We start from the raw sequence: 18,371 nt of genomic DNA on the forward strand, positions 1-18,371 counted from the left end.
AACACTGGCAATCAAAATATCATAAACACAATTCTTTTTTTAAAAAAACATGGTACATTTCTGCTACGCAATCTAAATTTCCTTCTCCGAAATTTCCTATCGATAGCGGTATCAAACAGGCCCCGTCCATGCCTGACCAGGCAACACACCAGCATCGGTGCCGATGCTGACGATGAGCGTTAATAATATTTCCCGGGGAATATTATTGATCAAGTGCTAAAAGTTACGCGTTCCTCCCCTTGCATTTTGCAGCGCGGCCCGCCTGAAAACCTGTCAGGCAGCGTGCAGACGGCGACCGGAGGCAAACATGAGGTCAGTCATGAAATTCACATCGCAATCGAGATTTACATCGGTCTTGTCAGGCGCCCTGCTGGTCCTGTTGAGCACATCGGCGCAGGCGCAGGGAGCCGCTGGCGCGGCGCCGCAAAACGGCCAGTCCGGCCAGGGCAAATGCCTGGCGGCGGCCAACGCCAGCGGCAAGGAAGCGGTCGGCAGCAACGATACCGACATGAACCGCACCTACAGCGCCTGCCGGCTGGTCAATAGCAGCAACTTCAACGGCAACCGCGCCAACGCCGGCGTCGGCGACGGCGCGCAATCCGGCAAGCACGAGGACGATCCGGACCTGCGCCGTCCCGCCGACGGCGTGGCGAACCACGATTTGCGCAGCGCCATGCCGCCAGCGTCAAGCGAGCTGCCGCGCAACGGCGTGACGGCGCCGCCGGACGACTTCCCCGGCCGTCCCGCCGGCACCGACCTGTTCCAGCAAAACCAGGCATACACCCCGCCCGACTGGAACGCCGTCAATGGCGGACGTTATATGGGCCAGGCCGATACGGTCCAGCCTGATTTGCTCGGCATTACCGCAACAGCCAGCGGCCTGGCGCCGCCGGGCGGCGGCGGTGTCGGCGGCGGCGGCAGCGCCGGCGGTGTCGAAACCGCGGGCAATATCGGCAGCAACCCGGTGGCGCCGGTGCCGGAACCGGAAACCTATGCGATGCTGCTGGCGGGGCTGGCGGTGATTGGTGTGGCGGTGCGCAAGCGGCGCGGCAAGCGTGGGCAGGGTTAATTACTTTTAAGAACCGGGCTGAATCGCATTTTCAACGGAGATGCAGGTCGAACGATGCATCTCCGTGTCCCCCATGGCGCGAGAAACCGTTGCGGCAGCGATTCAAGCCGACGCGCCTATCCTGGCTGCCAGCCTGGATTTCACATCCGGCCATTCGTCGTCAAGAATGCTATAAAACGCGGTGTTACGAGGCTGGCCACCGGGTTCAATCTTGTCCTTCCTGAAAGTACCTTCAAACGTCGCTCCGATTTTCTCCAGAGCACGCCTGGACCTGGCATTGTCCGACTTGGCGCGGAATTGAACCCGATGTGCGTTCAAGGATTCAAAGCAATATTCCAGAAGAAGATACTTGCACTCCGCATTTGCACCGGAGCCCCAATATTGGCTTGCCAGCCAAGTGACGCCGATTTCCAGTTTCCGGTCCTGGGGAACGATGTCAAGAAGCCTGGTCGTTCCAATAATCTGCGCGCCGCCCGCCAGACAAATCAGAAATGGATAGGCGCTGCCAGCCGCTCGTCCCTTTAGCGCAGCGTTAAAATTCGGGTAGAAATTTTCATGCACAGAATAGTCGACTGAGGTAAGACGCCAAATTTCCGGATCTTGTGCGACAGCAAACAACGCATCAAGGGATGCCGGCTCAAGCGGGCGCAGTTCGATATTCTTTCCTTTAAGAATAACCGGGTGTTCCATCCAGGGTGTATCCACTACCTCTCCGAGTGTCCAATGTAAATTTGGTCAGGGCTGACTGAAGAATTCTATTCTTATCCTCTGCGCTGCCGGGCGATTGCCGCCACTCAACTATACCAGCATCCCGCCCGACCAGCGAACCGGCCTCCCGGCCAGCTCAACGCTGTTTATACGGCGCCGCCAGCGCCTCGCCGATGAACACCCCTTGCGCCGGCCACGCCACGCTGCGCCAGTACGATTCGATGGCGCTGGCGCCGGACAGATAGCTGCGCAGCAAGACTGCCGGGTTGGGGAATTTTTGCCAGTAATTACACGGCTCGCTGACCGTGCCGTAGCTGGCGGTGGCGCCCGCGTCCAGCCAGCGCAGGCTGCTCATCTGGCCCTCGGCCAGCAAGTCGCCGCCGAACGACGTCAAATGATCGGCCAGCGCGCCGGGCATGAAGCGCAAGGTGTCCAGTTTCGGCACGCGACTCAGGCCAGTCTGGTAAATCATGATGTCTTGCTCGTTTTCGATGCTGTCGGCCTTCAGGTTCTTGACCGTCAGCTTGCGCTGGCGGAACTGGCCCGATGGCGGAAAGAATGGCGCGCGGCTGCTGCGCGCCGTGTCGCTGGTGGTCAGGTAATACGCAGTGGCGGCCGGCACCCGGAAACCGCTGGCGGTGCCGCGCCCGATCAGGGCCTTGGCGCCGGCCACGCTATCGGTCGGCAGCAACATCGACAAACGCATGCCGTGCTCGGTAAACGGCAGCGCCGACGGCGAATTGAAATACGCGCTCGGCTTGCCCGGGCCGCAAGTCTTGATACATTGCCCGGCGTCGTAGCCCAAGGTGTAGGCCGAGGTGATCGAATTGCACTCGACCGCGTACGGCGCGGTCCAGACCATCACCAGCGCCTGGATGTCCGGTCCCAGCTGGCTGTCGATGCGCGCCTTGAGCTGGGTGAATTGGTCGACGCTCAATGTATGCGGCCGCTTCGGGATGCGCACATGCACCACGTTGGCATCGGGAATCTGGCGCGCCTGGCGATAATATTCGCCGATCTCGACGCTGTTCGGTTCGTCGTCATTGATCACCAGCGCCACTTGCGCGGGTATCAAGCCGGACTTGGGCGCCGCCGATTGCGCCAGCGCGCCGGCGCTGCTTGCCGTCAGCGCCAGCACGGCGGCATAAAAAAAGGGGCGGGACAAGGCAGGCTGGCGAACAATCAACATGGCGGCATCTTCAAAAACAACAACGGTGACCAGGATAGGCCCGTCGATTATAACTGTTTGCAGTCATGCAATATCAAGCGTATCAGGTGCGCTGGTAGACATCGTCAAACCGCACGATATCGTCTTCGCCCAGGTAGCCGCCCGATTGCACTTCAATGATGTGCAGCGGCACCATGCCGGGGTTTTCGAGGCGGTGATTCATGCCGATCGGAATATACGTCGATTCATTCTCGGTCAGCAGGCGCACGCTGTCGCCGCACGTCACGCGCGCGGTGCCGCTGACCACCACCCAGTGTTCGGCGCGGTGATGGTGCATTTGCAGCGACAGCTTGCCGCCCGGATTGACGGTAATCCGCTTGACCTGGAAGCGCTGGCCGGCGTCGATGCCTTCGTAATAGCCCCACGGCCGGTACACGCGGGTGTGGTGCAAATGCTCGCTGCGTTCGTGCAGCTTCAAATGGTCGACCACCTGCTTGACGCGCTGCGCATGGTCCTTGTGCGCGACCAAGACCGCGTCGTTGGTTTCCACCACGATCAAGTCTTGCACGCCGAGCACGGCGACGATGCGGCTTTCGGCGCGCACCAGGCAATTGCTGGCGCCATCGAGATAGACATCGCCGCGCGCCACGTTGCCGGCCTCATCACGCTGCTGCACTTGCCACAGCGCCGACCAGGAACCGACGTCGCTCCAGCCTATGTCGGCCGGCACCACTACCGCGTCGCGGGTATGTTCCATCAGGGCATAGTCGATCGAGTCGGACGGACTGGCGGCAAAGGCTTTTTCTTCCAGGCGGAAAAAATCCAGGTCCCGGTAGGCGCCCGCCACCGCCGCCTCGCAGGCGTTGACGATGGCTGGCTGGAAGGTGCGCAACTGGTCCAGGTACACTGCAGCGCGGAACAAGAACATGCCGCTGTTCCAATAATAATTACCGGCATCGACAAAACCGCGCGCGGTGTCCAGGTCCGGTTTTTCGACGAAGGAATCGACCCGGTAGCAATCAGGCGCGGCGCTCGCCGGGGCACCGCTGCGGATGTAGCCATAGCCGGTTTCCGGACTCAGCGGGACGATGCCGAAGGTCGCCAGCGCACCGGCGTCGGCTTGCGCCGCGGCACGGGCGATGGCGTCGTAAAAGGCGGCCACATGCTGGATCACATGGTCGGCCGGCAGCACCAGCATCAGCGCGTCGGGATCGATCTTGCGCAAGTACAGCGCGGCCGCGGCCACCGCCGGCGCGGTATTGCGGCCGGCCGGTTCGAGCAGGATGGCGAGAGGCTGGACGCCGATGTCGCGCAGTTGCTCGGCCACCAGGAAGCGGTGCTCGTTGCCGCAGACCACCAGCGGCGCTTTCAAGCCATCCAGGCCGGACAGGCGCAGCACGGTGTCTTGCAACATGGTTTTGTCGGTGACCAGCGGCAGTAATTGCTTCGGCAATACGGCGCGCGACAAGGGCCACAAACGGGTGCCGGAACCGCCGGACAAGATGACGGGATAAATATTCATGTCTGAGTGTTTTCTTGATAGTGTTGTTGCGAGTGCGGGCCCGGATCGGCGTGGCGCCGCAGGCGGCGCCGGTCGCGCGCATTGCCCCACGCATCCGGCTGGTATTGCGACGCATGGCGCATTTCGCCGGCGCGGTTGACGCTGTAATCCTTGAACACGATCATTTCATCGATGACGATATCGTGCAGCACGCGGGTATATTCGAACAGCACGCTGCGCACCACCTTGGCGCCGGCGCAGATATGGCTGCCGCTGCCGATCCAGCTCGGCCCGACGATGGTCGCGCCGGCCTCGACCCGGGTGCCGGAACCGATGTAGACCGGGCCCTCGATGCGCGTGCCGTTGCTCCAGTCTATGCGGGTGTTCAAGCCTATCCACAAGCCTTCGTCGACCTGGATGCCGGGCACTTTCATGTTCGCCACTTCGCCCATCAGCACGCTTTGCAGCACTTCCCAATAATCCTTGACGCTACCGATGTCGATCCAGTTGAAGCGCCGCGTCTGCGCATAAAACGGCAAGCCCCGCTCCACCATCAGCGGAAACAGTTCGGCGCCGATGTCGAACGGCCGGTCGCGCGGGATCAGCTCCAGCACTGCCGGTTCGAAAATATAAATGCCGGTACTGACGAAGTTCGACAGCGCCTCGTGCTGGGCCGGTTTTTCCTGGAAGGCGCGCACCCGGCCATCCGGGTCGGACACCACCACGCCATAGCTCGATACCTTGTCCCACGGCACTTCCAGCGTGATCACCGACGCCAGCGCGCCCTTGCGGCGGTGTTCGAACAGCGCCGACTTGATATCGAGGTCGATCAGCGCATCGCCGCACAGCACGATGGTGGTGTCGTCGAAAAATCCGCCGAATTCCTGGATCTTCTTCATGCCGCCGGCCGAGCCCAGCGGTTGCGGCACGACTTCGCCGGCATCGTTGGTATAACCTTCGAAGGAATAACCGATCTGCACGCCGTACTGGTAGCCTTCGCCGAAATACTCTTCGATCTTTTCATGCAGATAGCTGACGTTGACCATGATCTCGGTGATGCCGTAGCGGGCCAGGTGTTCCACCAGATAGGCCATCACCGGCTTGCCGAGTATCGGTATCATCGGCTTCGGCAAGTCGTAGGTCAGCGGACGCACCCGCGTCCCCTTGCCTGCCGCCAAAATCATTGCTTTCATATATAAGGGCCTTCCAGGACAGGATTGAGCAAAATCGGGCTACCTTGGGCCATTATCTGGAACTGGTTTGCCAGCGCCACGCATCGGCGCACATCTGGTCGATATCGCGCTCCGCGGTCCAGCCCAGTTCGCGCTGCGCCAGTCCGGCATCGGCATAACAGGCGGCAATGTCACCGGGACGGCGCGCCACCACCTGGTAAGGCACCGGCCGGCCGCTGGCCGCCTCGAAGGCGCGCACCATGTCCAGCACGCTGTAGCCGCGCCCGGTGCCCAGATTGTAAGTAACGATGCCGGGGCTGGCCGCCAGCTTGTCCAGCGTCTTCAAATGTCCCAGCGCCAGGTCGACCACGTGGATGTAGTCGCGCATGCCGGTGCCGTCCGGCGTCGGGTAATCGGCGCCGAACACCGACAGGCATTCGCGCCGGCCATCGGCCACTTGCGCCACGTAGGGCAGCAAGTTGTTGGGAATGCCATTCGGTTCTTCGCCGATCAAGCCGCTGGCATGCGCGCCAACCGGATTGAAATAGCGTAGCAAGGCAATCCGCCAGTCCGGTTCGGCGCGGATCAGGTCGCGCAGCATCTCTTCGATCATCAGCTTGCTGCGGCCATAGGCGTTGGTCGCCGACAAGGGAAAATCCTCGAAGATCGGCACCGAGGCCGGATCGCCGTACACCGTGGCGGACGAACTGAACACCAGCGTCTTGACGCCGAACTTGGCCATGCTTTCAAACAAGACCAGGCTGCCGGTGACGTTGTTGTCATAATAGCGCAGCGGCTGCTGCACCGATTCGCCGACCGCCTTCAAGCCCGCGAAGTGGATCACCGCGTCGATCCGCTGCGCGCTGAACACGGCTTCGACGGCGGCACGGTCGCGCACGTCGCCCTCGATAAATTCGAAGCGCTTGCCGGCGATGCGGCAGACCCGCTCATACACCGAGGCGGCGGCGTTCGACAGATTGTCGAGCACCACCACGGCATGGCCGGCGTCCAGCAATTCGACCACGGTATGCGAGCCGATATACCCCAGCCCGCCGGTAACCAGTATCTTCATGGATGCTCTTTCCGAAAAGGTGGCACAGCGTCCGGCAACGGCGCGCTGGCGGAAAACAAACGTTCATACGCGGCCAGCAACTTCGGCGCCTCGTATTCCCACTCCAATTCATTGACGACGCGGTGGCGGCCGAATTCGCCCATGCGCGCCCGCAATTGCGGATCGTCCAGCAACTCGACGATCTTGCGCGCCATGTCGACCGGGTCGTTCTTCAAGGCATACAAGGATGCCTGCTGCGCCGATACCTTGCCCTCGACCAAATCAAACTGCACGATCGGTTTACCCAAGGCCATGTATTCCATGATCTTGTTCATGGTCGACTTGTCGTTCATGTCGTTGGCGACATCCGGATTGACGCAGACATCGGCGGTGTTGAGCATTTCCAGCAATTGCTGGTCCGGCACCCGGCCGGTGAACGTGACGTAATCGGCGATGCCCAGTTCGCGCGCCAACTGTTTCATTTGCTCCAGCGACGTGCCGCCGCCGACCAGGCCGAACTGCACATCGGTGCGGCCCAGCGTCTGTATCAGGTATTGCGCCGCCTTCAGCAATAAATCGATGCCTTCCTGGGCGCCCATCACGCCGACATAACCGACCAGGTAGGCGCGGCCGTTCTTCAGGCCGGCCACCGGCGGCAAGACCCGCAAGCGGTCCAGCTTGGGGCCGCTGCGCACCACATAAACCTTGTCGGGATCCATGCCGCCGCGCTCGATCGCGATTTTCTTGTACGACTCGTTGGTGGCGATCGACACGTCGGCGCTGCGGAACGACCAGCGCTCGAACAGCACCATCAGCTTGTAAAAGAAATCGCGCCGGCCAAACTTGGCCTCATACAATTCCGGATTGATGTCGTGGTGGTCGAACAAGAACTTCTTGCCCATGGTCAGCTTGAAAAAGCCGCCGATCAGGAACAGCAAGTCCGGTGGATTGCAGGCGTGGATCACATCGAAGCCGCGCGCGAACAGCACTTTCCACGCCAGCCGCGCGGTGTGGAACAGCGCCAGCGAATACTCCACCAGGTAGCCCTTGGCCCCTTCCGCTTCCAGCGGCAGGCTGTAGCGGTGGATATGGATGCCGTCGATCTGCTCGTAGCGCGCTTCGTAGCCCTTGCCGGTCGGACAGATGATCGACACTTGATAACCGTGTCCGTGCAAGGTGGTCGCTTCTTGCCACACGCGCCGGTCGAATGGCGACGGCAGGTTTTCAACCAGGATCAGCACGCGCCGCTGCTTGCCCGCCGTCACCGGGTTCACAGCGTTACCGTTACCAGCAGATGCCATCGTATTGCTCCCCGCTTTGTTCCTGGCTGATGCGCACCAGATCGACGATGTGCTGGCCCGGTTTCAAACTGGCCGGCACGGTCTTGAATTCGGCCGCGCCATTGCCGATGACGATGGTCTCGGCAAAGTCGAGCACGTCCTGCATCGAGCTCACCATCAATTTCGAGATATGCGGGATGTGGTTCAGGATGTAATCCTGGTTGGCGCCGGTCAGCGCCGCCAGGTTGACGTTCTTGTCGTACAGTTTCAGCTGGTATCCCTTGCCCAGCAAATACTCGATGACATCGACCAGCGGCGATTCGCGCAAATCGTCGGTGCCGGCCTTGAACGAAAAGCCGAGGATGCCGACCTTGCGCGCGCCCTTGTCGACGATCATCTTGACGCCTTTTTCGATTTGCTTGCGGTTCGACGGCAAGATCGCATTCAGCAGCGGCAATTCCAGGTCCAGGCTGCGCGCCTTGTAGGTCAGCGCGCGCACGTCTTTCGGCAGGCACGAGCCGCCGAACGCAAAGCCCGGCTTCATATAATACGAGGACAGGTTGAGCTTGGTGTCCTGGCAGAAAATCTCCATCACCTTGTGGCCGTCGATGCCGACCGCCTTGCAGATATTGCCGATTTCATTGGCGAACGCCACCTTGGCCGCATGCCAGGTATTGTCGGTGTATTTGACCATTTCGGCGGTTTCGACATCGGTGCGCACCAGCGGCGCATCCATCTTGGCATACAACTCCACCAGCAGCGTGCCGGCTTTGGCATCGGACTCGCCGATCACCGTCTTGGGCGGATTGTAATAATCGTAGACCGCCGTGCCTTCGCGCAAGAATTCGGGATTGTTGCACACGCCGAAATCGACCCCGGCCACCTTGCCGGACGCCGCTTCCAGCGTCGGGATCACCAGGCTGCGCATCGAGCCGGGCAACATGGTGCTACGCGCCACGACCACGTGGAACGCGTCCTTTTCCTTGATCGCCGCGCCGATTTCCTGGCATACCTTGCGCACATGGCTCAAGTCCAGGTTGCCGTTCAATTGCGACGGCGTGCCGACGCAGATCAGCGACATGTCGGACGACAGCACCGCGTCGCGCACGTCGAGCGTAGCGCGCAGCAAGCCGCTCCTGACGGTCGCCGCGATCATCTCGCCGATGTCTTTTTCGATGATCGGCGTATGGCCCTGGTTGATCAAGTCCACCTTGGTTTGATTCGGATCGACGCCGATCACGGTGTGTCCATCCGACGCCAGGCAGCCGGCCGATACGGCGCCCACATAGCCCAGGCCAAAGATACTGATTTTCATAATTTCCTCGATAGTGACATGTAGAGCACCCGACTAAACGCCCATGGCAGCATTGCTTTGCATTGGCTTAACGTTTTATCAGGCGATCTTGTAGTTTTAGCTATTAATTGCTGTTAGCTTGATCTAGAACAACTTTAAGAACCGTGCGCCGGCTGACCGGACCGCTGATCTGTTCTTTCCATACAACAACTGGGGCTGGCTGCTTCTCGTCGAAGCGCCAGGATACCCAGCCCAGCGGCGGGTCTTCGGCCGCTGTCACGACACGCGGCGGCGCCGCGCCATCCATCGTCAGCTCGACATGAAAGCCCGGTCCGTCTATCCGCACGCCATCCGGTTGCGGGCTGACCCGGCACAGCGGGTTGACATGCCAATGCCACTCGAGCAGGTGCGCCGCGCGGCATTCGACGCTGTCGTCGATCATCATCGTAGCAGTCTTTTTGCAAAATTCGACCTTCCTGCGATGCAACACAGGGTCCGGCAAACGACGGTAGCCATCATGGCGCGCTTGCAGGCAATCGACTTGCTGGTCGCTATGCCACGCCTCGCAGACGGCGCTGGCCTTGCGCAGCCACAAAAAGTTGCCGCCCGATTCGGACTGGTCCAGTCCATCGACCCGCAGCGTGTTGTGCGCGCTGGTGCCGCGGAAATAATCGCGCCATTTCTGTTGCGTGTGGTACGCATAGGTACCCGGGTCGATCAGCACCGGCACCCCGCCTACCGCCAGCGTCAGCGCCAGCGCATCGGCATGGCCATGCGCGGCGATGCCGAGATAACCGAGCGGACCGGCATCGGCCACCCACTGTATTTCTTGCGGCGTATGGAAATCGCGGCCCAGGAAATACATGCCGCCCTCGGCGAAGGCGCGCGGCAGCTCCGGCGGCACGGCCGGCAATTGCTGGTAGGCTTGCCGTCCCGCCTCGCCCAGCAGCCAGCAGCTCTTGTCGTCGAACGGACCGGCCTGGTATTTGAAGTCGCCGCGCTGGAACAGCAGCGCGCCGCTGGCCAGCAGCGAACGGTAAATATTAAAATCGGCTTGCCGGCTCCACTGCACCAGCAAGGCGTCGTCGGCGTCGCCGGTGGTGCTCAAGCCGCCGCCGGCGTTCAGCATCGCGGCGATAAATTCCAGCATCTTTTCGAGCCGGTCCCAGAAGGCGGCCGAACGGGGACAGCCATTGGCCCGTCCCATCAAGCCGCACAGCAACATCATGTCGGCTACCGAATGCTGGTAATAAATCGCCTGTTCGCGGTTGACGCCATCGGCGAACGTCTGTTTCAGTGCTTCGGTTTCCAGTTCGGCGGCGCTGCGTTCCAGCCAGCGTTGGCTGTCCGGCCAGCAAGGCCAGGTCAGCGCCGCGATATGCAGGCCGGCCAGTTCGCCAAACAAATGGTTGTTGGCCGAGGAATGGCGCGAAAAATAACCGGCAATAAAATGGCAGTGCCGATAAATGCTGTCCAGCCAGCGCTGCAAGAAGCGCTGCCCGGACTCGGACTGGAACAAGGGGCTGTTGATGCCACCCAGAAAATGCCACGCCACCGACCAGTTAACCAGGCGGATGCCCAGTTCCAGCGCGCTGCTCCAGTTGGCGCCCAGCGGATACGGGTTTTGCTCGAACCACGATTCCAGCAGCGCTTGCGCGCCCTCGGCGTACTGCGCCGCGCCGCTCAAGTGGTACGCTTGCGCCAGCGTGCCCAGGGCCAGGTGGCGGTTCGGTTCCCACAGGTATTTGATATCGCCGATCAGGCGTTCATCGCGGTAATTCAATGCCTTGCCGAATTGCAGCGGCGCCTCGGTTCCCGTCTTCGGATCGACGTTCCAGCGCGGCGGAAAACCCAATCGCGCGGCGCGCAGCGCAAACACGTCCCAATGGCCGGCCAGTATGGCATCGGCGGCGGCCAGGTAAGGCGCGCTGTCGGCCGGGCGCGGCAACTGATCCAGCCAAGGCTTGCCGAAGCGGCGCAGGTCGGCGGCCGGCGGCCGGGCCAGGCCGATGCCGCGCGCCTGCAAGCGGGTCTGCACGGCAGCGCCGACCCGGTGCACGATTTCGGCCGCGCCCATCACGCGCAGGCGCTTCAATTTCCAGGCCAGGTCAGACATCGCGCCTCGCTTCCGGCATCATGCTTGAATGTACTGGCGCTGCCAGATTTCCAGGTTCAGCAAGCTCCATAACAGCTTTTCGTGGTTTTGCCGGCCGGCCACATGGTCGGCCAGCACTTTTTCCAGCGCCGCCGCATGGTAATAATGGCGCGTCAGCGACTCCGGGCCGGTCAGGTGCTGGTACAGGTAATCGCGCATCGGGCCGCGGAACCATTCATTGATCGGCACGCGGAAACCCACTTTCGGCCGCTGCAGGATGTTTTGCGGCAGCAACTGCTTCATCGCTTCGCGCAAGATCCACTTGGTGGCCTTGCCGCGCACCCGGTAATGGTCGGGCAGGCTGGAGACGAATTCGGCCAGCTCATGGTCCATGAACGGCATGCGCGCTTCCAGCGACGCGGCCATCGTCATGCGGTCGCCCCGTTCCAGCAAATTGTCGGGCAGCCAGCTGCTTTGGTCGAAGCACAGGATGCGCCGCAACGCGCTGTTGTGCGGATCGCCGCCCAGGGTTTCGCCGTTGCCGGCGTCGGCCGCGCGGCGCGACGGACGGCGGGCCGAATGGCGCGCCGGATCGAGCGCGACCAGCGCCCGGCACTCGCGGTCGGACAACACGCCAAACCAGCGCGGCATGCGTTCGTCGAACGATTCCAGGCCCAGGTTGATGATCGCGGTCTTGGCGCGGCGAAACTTGTACGGCAGCGCCATGACCGCCGGCCGCAGCACCTGATTGCGCAGCCAGGCCGGCAAGCGCTGATAAGGCCGGACAAAATTTTCATACACATGCTTGGGGTAGCCGCCGAGGATTTCATCGGAACCCTCGCCGGTCAATACCATCTTGACCGTCTTGCGCGCTTCCCTGGCCAGCAGATAGATCGGGATATCGGACGGTTCGGCCACCGGCGCATCGCGGAACGCGACCATTTCCGGCAGCAAGGTAATCACTTGTTCGGCCGACACCGTCAATTCATGGTGCTCGGTATGGAACTGGCGCGCAATCTCGGCGGCATAGCGCAATTCGCTGAACTTGCCTTCCTTGAAACCGACCGAGAAAGTTTTCACCGGCAAGCTCGAATGGCGCGCCATCAGGCCGACCACCGCCGACGAATCGATCCCGCCGGACAAGAAGGCGCCGAACGGCACATCGGCGACCATGCGGATGCGCACCGATTCATCGAGCTTGGCCAGGAAGGCCGCGACCGGATCGGCCGGCAGCGTCTTACTCACCGGCAAACGGCTATCGGCCGGCGTGTAATACATGCTTTCGGTCAGCTTGCCGTCTTGCCACACCGCATGACTGCCGGGACGCAATTTACGGATGCCATCGAACAGCGTATGCGGCGCCGGCACGTAACGGTAAGAAAAATAATCCCACACCGCGCCCTGGTCGACCACGCGGGCCACGCCGGGATGCGTCAGGATGGCCTTGATTTCCGAGGCGAACAGCAGCACGCCATCGTGTTCATACAAGAACAGCGGTTTCTTGCCGTAACGGTCGCGCGCCAGGAATAAACGGTTCTTCGCTGCATCCCAGAGGGCGAAGGCAAACATGCCGCGAAAATGCAGCACGCAATCGTCGCCCCACTGCTCATACGCGTGGACGATGGTTTCGGTATCGGATGCGGTCGCGAAGCGGTGGCCGAGCCCGGTCAATTGTTCGCGCAGTTCCTGGAAATTATAGATCTCGCCATTGAAGATGACTTGCACCGACCCGTCTTCATTGCCCAGCGGCTGGTGGCCGGTGGCGATATCGATGATCGACAGGCGGCGGTGCACAAAACCGAGCCGCCGCGCGCCGTCGCTGGTCACGGTTTCCAGGAAACCGGAATCGTCCGGGCCGCGATGGGCGATGGCCCGCCCCATGCCGTCCAACATGGCGTGGGCCGCTTCGGCCGGTGTCGCTGCGTTGATGATAAACCCTGCTATACCGCACATGCTGGCTACCTCAAGATTGAAAGGTTTGATCGAAAAGACTGCAGTAAATCACTTCAACAAGCCGGCATAGATGGCCCGGAAATCGTGTGCCAGCCGCTCCACCGTGTAATGCCGTTCGACCCGCTCGCGGCCGGCTTGCGCCATGCTGCGCAATAGCGGCCGGTCGCGGTCGAGCCGCAAGATCAGCGCGGCCAGTGCTTGCGGGTCGCGCGGCGGCACGAAAAATCCATGCACGCCGTCTTGCATCACATCCGGGATGCCGCCGACCGGGCAAGCCAGCGCCGGCGTGCGCGCCGCCATGCTTTCAAGCAACACATACGGCAAACCTTCGCGGTAAGTCGGAAAACCGAACAGGTCGGCCTGCTCCCACAGGCGTTGCTTGGCCTCGCCAAACACCGGCCCGGCGAATTGCACCGCGTCCTGCAAGCCAAGTTCGGCCACCCGCTGGCGCAAGCGCTGCTCGTCCGGTCCGCCGCCGGCGATCACCAGCAGCGCCATCACGCCCTGGGCGCGCACCAGCGCCAGCGCATCGACCAATTCCGCGACGCCTTTTTCGAGCACCAGCCGGCCCAGGTAGAGCAATTGCAACGGTCCATCGCCGCGATTGATTTTTTGTACCGGATCGGCGCACAGCGCTATCGAATTCGGAATCACCGACAACACCAGCGCCGGCTCGAATGCGCGGTAAGCGTGCAACTCTTGCTGCGCCAGCAGCACCACGCTGTCGGCCAGGCGCAGCACGCGGCGCAATAGGCCGGTGCGTAGCGCATGACCGGCAAAAAAGTCTTGCGGCAAGGCGCCGCCGTGCACCTGGTACAGCACCTTGGTGCGCATCGATTTGGCGACCAGCAAATACACCAGGTCGCGCCAGTAACTCTTGGCGACCATCGACGTATTCAAGTGCACGATGTCGGGACGATGGCGCCATAGCGCCGCGGCGAATTGCAGCGGGCTCAAGAAAAACCGCAGCAGCTTGTGCGGCAACGATTCGGCGCGGCCCTCGCTGCCGACCTGAAAATGCAGCAAGACATGGTCCTGCGCCAGCGTCGACTGGAATATCTGGTTCAAATGGGTGCTGACGCCGCTCGCGGCGCCGACCGACGGTCCCAGCAGCATGACTTTGATCATAGTGTCACTCATGGTGTGCCGGCACGCGGCCGGCGATCTGATGGTATTGCCGCGCAACCGCCTGCGCCAGCACCCGGTAGCTGCGGGCCGATTCGATATAGGCCGGCCCGGCGGCGGCGCGGCGCCGCGCCGCATCGACGTCAGACAGCACCTGCGCCATCGCGGCCGCCATCGCGGCCGGATCGCTGGCCGTCAGCCAGCCGGCTTGGCTGGCCGCCAGCACTTGCACCTGGTCGGGAATATCGTTGGCAATCGCCGGGATGCCGAGCGCCAGGTATTCCAGCAATTTGGTGGGCGAACTGACGTCGTACAAGGCGCCGCGCGGAATATACGACACCGCCGCATCGGCCCCCATCAGTAATTGCCAGGCCTGTTCAGACGGCAGCCAGCCGGTCACCCGCACCCCATCGGCCAAGCCCTGTCGGCGCGCATAGTCGAGCAAGTCGTCGTTGTCGCTGAGCGTGGTGGAACTGCCGATCAGTAACAAACAAGCCTCGGGCATGCTGCGGCGCAAGATCGACAAGGCATCGATGACGCTTTCCAGCCGGCGCGATTTTTCCAGCGATCCCAGGTAGGCCAGCATCGGCCTGGCATGCCAGCCGTCCGGGCGCGGACCGGCTTGCGGCGGCCGGGCCAGCAATTCCATGTCGACCCCCATCGGCACCGCCGTCATGGACGCGCGCGGCAAGCCCTGCCCGGCCAGCCAGTCGCGCATGGCGTCGCTTTGCACGAAGATATGCGCCGCGCCCGGCAACACCAGGCGGTACAGCAAGCGTTTTTCGAGCAAGCCCTTGAACAGCACCAGCCGCTGCCACCAGCCCGCTTTCTGCGCCAGCCGCTGGCGCGCGCCGTCGATGCGGCCTTCGCACATCGGATACGACACCCAATACACAAAGGGAATGCCCTTCAGGCGGGCCAGCCACATGCCGGCCAGGCCGATGGTGACCATGTCGCGCACCTGGATCACGTCGCAATTGGCCTTGTCGGCCCCCCACAGCGCGCGCAGGCACAGGCCGACAAAGGACAATTCGCGCCGCCAGCGCCGCCCGTGGAACGCGCTGCGCCGCGCGGAGGCGAACCCCTGGAGTTCGGCCGGCGCCTGTTGTCCGGTGCCGACCACGTCGCACACCACTTGATGGCGCGGCAAATACTTCCCAAATAGCAGCGCGACATCGGGCCGGAACGTCGGCAATGCCTCGGGAACCAGCTGTAATATTTTTAATGGCACGTATCAGCAATCGTCGAAGAAATTGTTCACGAAACCGCGCAAGGTGCGGCACTGTACCGGTCCTGGCATAGCGACCATGAAGAATTGGCAACACTATACCAACAATTTCTTAATTGACAAAATTTCCTGGCAATTTATTGTCGTTTCGAGGCAGGCTGCCGCATTCAGGCACGCTATCATGAAAAACCGCCGGACCAGCCGGCGGTATCCAGGCACCTCGCATGCGGGAGCGATCAGGGCAAATTGATGGGCTGGTCGCCGACCAGCACCTGGCGGCCGACGCGGGTATCCGATACTTTCACGGGCACACCCTTGCAACCGATGTCGAGCAACACCAGAAATTCCGCCTTCGACGTGGCCAGCGTCTTGACGAAAGCGGCATGGTCTTCGCTCACGCCCGGCCGCGACGGTCCCGCCACTTTCTTGAATGTATCGTTCTCGCTCAACGACGTCAGGCACAGCGAACTGGTGTTGTTGACGATGCGGGCCTTGTTCGTGCCGTTGGCGACAATCGGCGCGATCGCGTGCATATTCCACTCGTACGCATGGGGCGCCGGCGCATCGAGCACGTCTTGCACCAGCACCGCATTGCTGCCACGCACATACCAGACCCGGCGGATCGCCGATTTCAGCACCGGGCCATAGGCGGCGCTGGCGTCGCCTTCGGTAAAGTCGAGCGCCGGCGTGGTCGAAAAGGCGGTGATCTTGCCGTTACGGATCAGGTTCTCTTGCCCGACGATCAATTGACCGACACCGCCGTCGAAGGTGACGGCATTGTGCGCCTTGGTCTGGCGGTACCATGACGTGACCAACGGCGAATAATAATAGTCCTGGTAGCCGGACTCGGTCAGCAAACGGTAGCCGCCGCTGTCGATCACCAGCGAATTCTGGTCGCCGTGGGAGTGATTGTAAGAACCATAAGGGCTGGACTTGAAATAGATCGAACTGCGGCCACGGTCAGCCATGCTGCTGTGCATCGCGACCACACCCGTGCTCGGATACAGGCCGGCGTCGGGCGGCGGTTTCAGCGCCGCCACGGTCGTGGCCGGCAATGGATATTCAGCCAGCAGCAAATTCAGCGGATCCTCATCGCCGATGATGTTGCGGTTATACCAGGCCGCTTCCGGGGTGCGGAAACGGCTGCTGAACGCCTTCAGCAGCGGTTTGTCGAGCGGGGTTTCATGCGCATCGCCGAATACGAAGCCCGGCGCGCCCGGCGGCAGGAAATGCATCAGCATGCGCGCAAAGCCCAGCGACCATGGCTTGTCGTACAGGTTGACGCCGGTGACTTCCTTCAGCGGCCCCCACAGTTGCAGGATGTACGCGGCGGTATAGGTGGCGTACGGCGTGCCCGACGCGTGGCCGCCCTCCGGCCCGCTCCAGAAGAAGATCGAGTTCATGTACGGGCGCACCGAAAAGGTGAACCATTGCTGGGCGGCCGGCAAGTCGCCGATGGCCAGCGCCGAAAACAGCGCCATGTAACCGTAGGCGTCGGCGCCGTGCGAGTCGAAAGGATATTGATCCATGCGGCCGCCGTCGCCGGCCAGGTCGGCATAGACCGCGCCGGCGCGGGTATTGACCATCGCCATCCAGCGCGCGCGGCGCGGCGCATCCAGGTCGTTCCACAGATAATCGCACGCCTTCAGCAAGGCCATGCCGATGTTGCGGCTGGCCTGGTCCTGGTTGGCGTAACCGCTGGCGCCGTTCGGGTTGAGCGCCGACAATTCGTCGCCGCGCCTGATGGCCTCGGCCAGATAGGCATTGTCCTTGGTCAGGCGGAACAGGAAGGACGACGCCTCCAATTGCCGCAGGCTGGCGCTGGTCTTGTTGGCGACATCGGTGAAACGCCGGCTCGCATCGGCCCCGCTGAGCGCCACATTCATCGGCCACAACGCGTCGCTGATGCTAGGCACCGTGACCATGCCGCCCTTGATTTCATTCGACAGCGTGGTCAGCGCAGGTCCCCGGTCCTTGCGCTTCTGGGCGTTCCACGCGCTGTACGGCTGGAAGTTTTTCGGTAATTGACGCGGCCGGCCATGCGCCAGCACATTGGCCTTGATGGTGTCGCTGTCGGGCACTTCGAACACGATCGAACTGGCGTCGATGGTAAAGCCGCGCGGCGTCGACCAGTCGGCCTTGGTCGATGGACGCACGCGCCAGGTGTAGCGGCCCGGCGCCATGGCCTTGGTCGGCAAGAAGAAATTGCGCGTGGTGACATAGCTGCCGACCACCTTGCCCTCTTGCTGGATTTCCAGCGTATAGGATGGCACCGGCGGCGCTACCGGATAACGGGCCCAGGCGAACGCCGGCGGGTTTTGCGGCTGTACCGCGAACAGCGTCGGCACCGGCTTGACCATCAGTATATCGGTCGCGTCGGCCCAGTCGGCATGGCTGGGTGCGCTGGCCGCCGTCAAGAGCAAGGCCAGGCCGCAGGTGGAAAATAATGGATGTGGTTTCATCGAACAATACCCCTCCAATCAAACAATACCGGTGCATTGGCTGCGTCCGCGGCGCCATGGAAAACTTGTAATACGCCAATTAATTTACTGTACACGATGGGGTACTATCTTTGGTCGTGATAAAGCAACTGCCTGCATATTTAGCTGCAACATTTCCGAAGTGAAATTTTAGCGTGCCTGCAGCGTCGATTTGGCCATTTTCTGCGCTGTTGTCGACGCTGAAAAGCGAGCCCGGCTGGAAAGTGAAGCGAACCCGGCAGAAAAC

General features: G+C 61.9%; 13 protein-coding genes. 1 reads left to right on the forward strand and 12 read right to left on the reverse strand.

The features are described from left to right. The first annotated feature begins 319 nt into the window (after positions 1-319). The gene (locus tag GJA_RS18450; protein ID WP_038495091.1) at positions 320-1,069 is read left to right on the forward strand and encodes a PEP-CTERM sorting domain-containing protein; all 750 of its coding nucleotides are present in this window, start codon (positions 320-322) and stop codon (positions 1,067-1,069) included. Positions 1,070-1,171: 102 nt separating this feature from the next. Here GJA_RS18450 and GJA_RS18455 read toward each other — a convergent pair whose 3' ends face one another. The 12 genes from GJA_RS18455 to GJA_RS18510 form a co-directional block, all read right to left on the reverse strand. Next, positions 1,172-1,774, reverse strand: a complete 603-nt coding sequence (locus GJA_RS18455; RefSeq protein WP_197539802.1) for a GNAT family N-acetyltransferase — start codon at positions 1,772-1,774, stop codon at positions 1,172-1,174. Positions 1,775-1,913: 139 nt separating this feature from the next. After that, positions 1,914-2,966 carry a TIGR03790 family protein gene (locus GJA_RS18460; RefSeq protein ID WP_051781092.1) on the reverse strand — a complete coding sequence of 351 codons (1,053 nt, stop codon included), beginning with the start codon at positions 2,964-2,966 and terminating at the stop codon, positions 1,914-1,916. An 82-nt stretch (positions 2,967-3,048) separates the two neighbouring features. Beyond that, positions 3,049-4,467: a mannose-1-phosphate guanylyltransferase/mannose-6-phosphate isomerase gene (locus GJA_RS18465; protein ID WP_038495097.1), complete on the reverse strand. Its 1,419-nt coding sequence runs from the start codon at positions 4,465-4,467 to the stop codon at positions 3,049-3,051. Further along, positions 4,464-5,639, reverse strand: a complete 1,176-nt coding sequence (locus GJA_RS18470; protein ID WP_051781094.1) for a nucleotidyltransferase family protein — start codon at positions 5,637-5,639, stop codon at positions 4,464-4,466. Before GJA_RS18470 ends, GJA_RS18465 begins: the two co-directional genes overlap by 4 nt. Before the next feature lie 52 nt (positions 5,640-5,691). After that, positions 5,692-6,690 carry a UDP-glucose 4-epimerase GalE gene (gene galE, locus GJA_RS18475; protein WP_038495100.1) on the reverse strand — a complete coding sequence of 333 codons (999 nt, stop codon included), beginning with the start codon at positions 6,688-6,690 and terminating at the stop codon, positions 5,692-5,694. Beyond that, on the reverse strand, positions 6,687-7,970 hold the full coding sequence (locus tag GJA_RS18480) for a glycosyltransferase family 4 protein (RefSeq protein ID WP_051781096.1): 1,284 nt from the start codon (positions 7,968-7,970) through the stop codon (positions 6,687-6,689). Before GJA_RS18480 ends, galE begins: the two co-directional genes overlap by 4 nt. Then, positions 7,954-9,264 (reverse strand): nucleotide sugar dehydrogenase, encoded by a 1,311-nt coding sequence (locus GJA_RS18485; protein ID WP_038495103.1) that lies wholly within the window; start codon positions 9,262-9,264, stop codon positions 7,954-7,956. Before GJA_RS18485 ends, GJA_RS18480 begins: the two co-directional genes overlap by 17 nt. Positions 9,265-9,367: 103 nt before the next feature. Next, positions 9,368-11,359: a heparinase II/III family protein gene (locus GJA_RS18490; protein WP_038495106.1), complete on the reverse strand. Its 1,992-nt coding sequence runs from the start codon at positions 11,357-11,359 to the stop codon at positions 9,368-9,370. 18 nt (positions 11,360-11,377) lie between these two features. Next, positions 11,378-13,291, reverse strand: a complete 1,914-nt coding sequence (asnB, locus tag GJA_RS18495) for an asparagine synthase (glutamine-hydrolyzing) (RefSeq protein WP_038495109.1) — start codon at positions 13,289-13,291, stop codon at positions 11,378-11,380. Positions 13,292-13,339: 48 nt separating this feature from the next. Further along, complete coding sequence (locus GJA_RS18500) at positions 13,340-14,431, reverse strand: glycosyltransferase (RefSeq protein WP_167541133.1); 1,092 nt, start codon at positions 14,429-14,431, stop codon at positions 13,340-13,342. After that, positions 14,424-15,647 carry a glycosyltransferase gene (locus GJA_RS18505; RefSeq protein ID WP_081905481.1) on the reverse strand — a complete coding sequence of 408 codons (1,224 nt, stop codon included), beginning with the start codon at positions 15,645-15,647 and terminating at the stop codon, positions 14,424-14,426. The genes GJA_RS18500 and GJA_RS18505 overlap by 8 nt, the downstream gene beginning before the upstream one ends. A gap of 233 nt (positions 15,648-15,880) precedes the next feature. After that, entirely contained in the window at positions 15,881-18,106 is a 2,226-nt protein-coding gene (locus GJA_RS18510) for a heparinase II/III domain-containing protein (RefSeq protein WP_051781100.1), read from the reverse strand. Positions 18,107-18,371: the final 265 nt, after the last annotated feature.

It is taken from the genome of Janthinobacterium agaricidamnosum NBRC 102515 = DSM 9628, from assembly GCF_000723165.1.
In the GTDB taxonomy this organism is placed as follows: domain Bacteria; phylum Pseudomonadota; class Gammaproteobacteria; order Burkholderiales; family Burkholderiaceae_D; genus Janthinobacterium; species Janthinobacterium agaricidamnosum.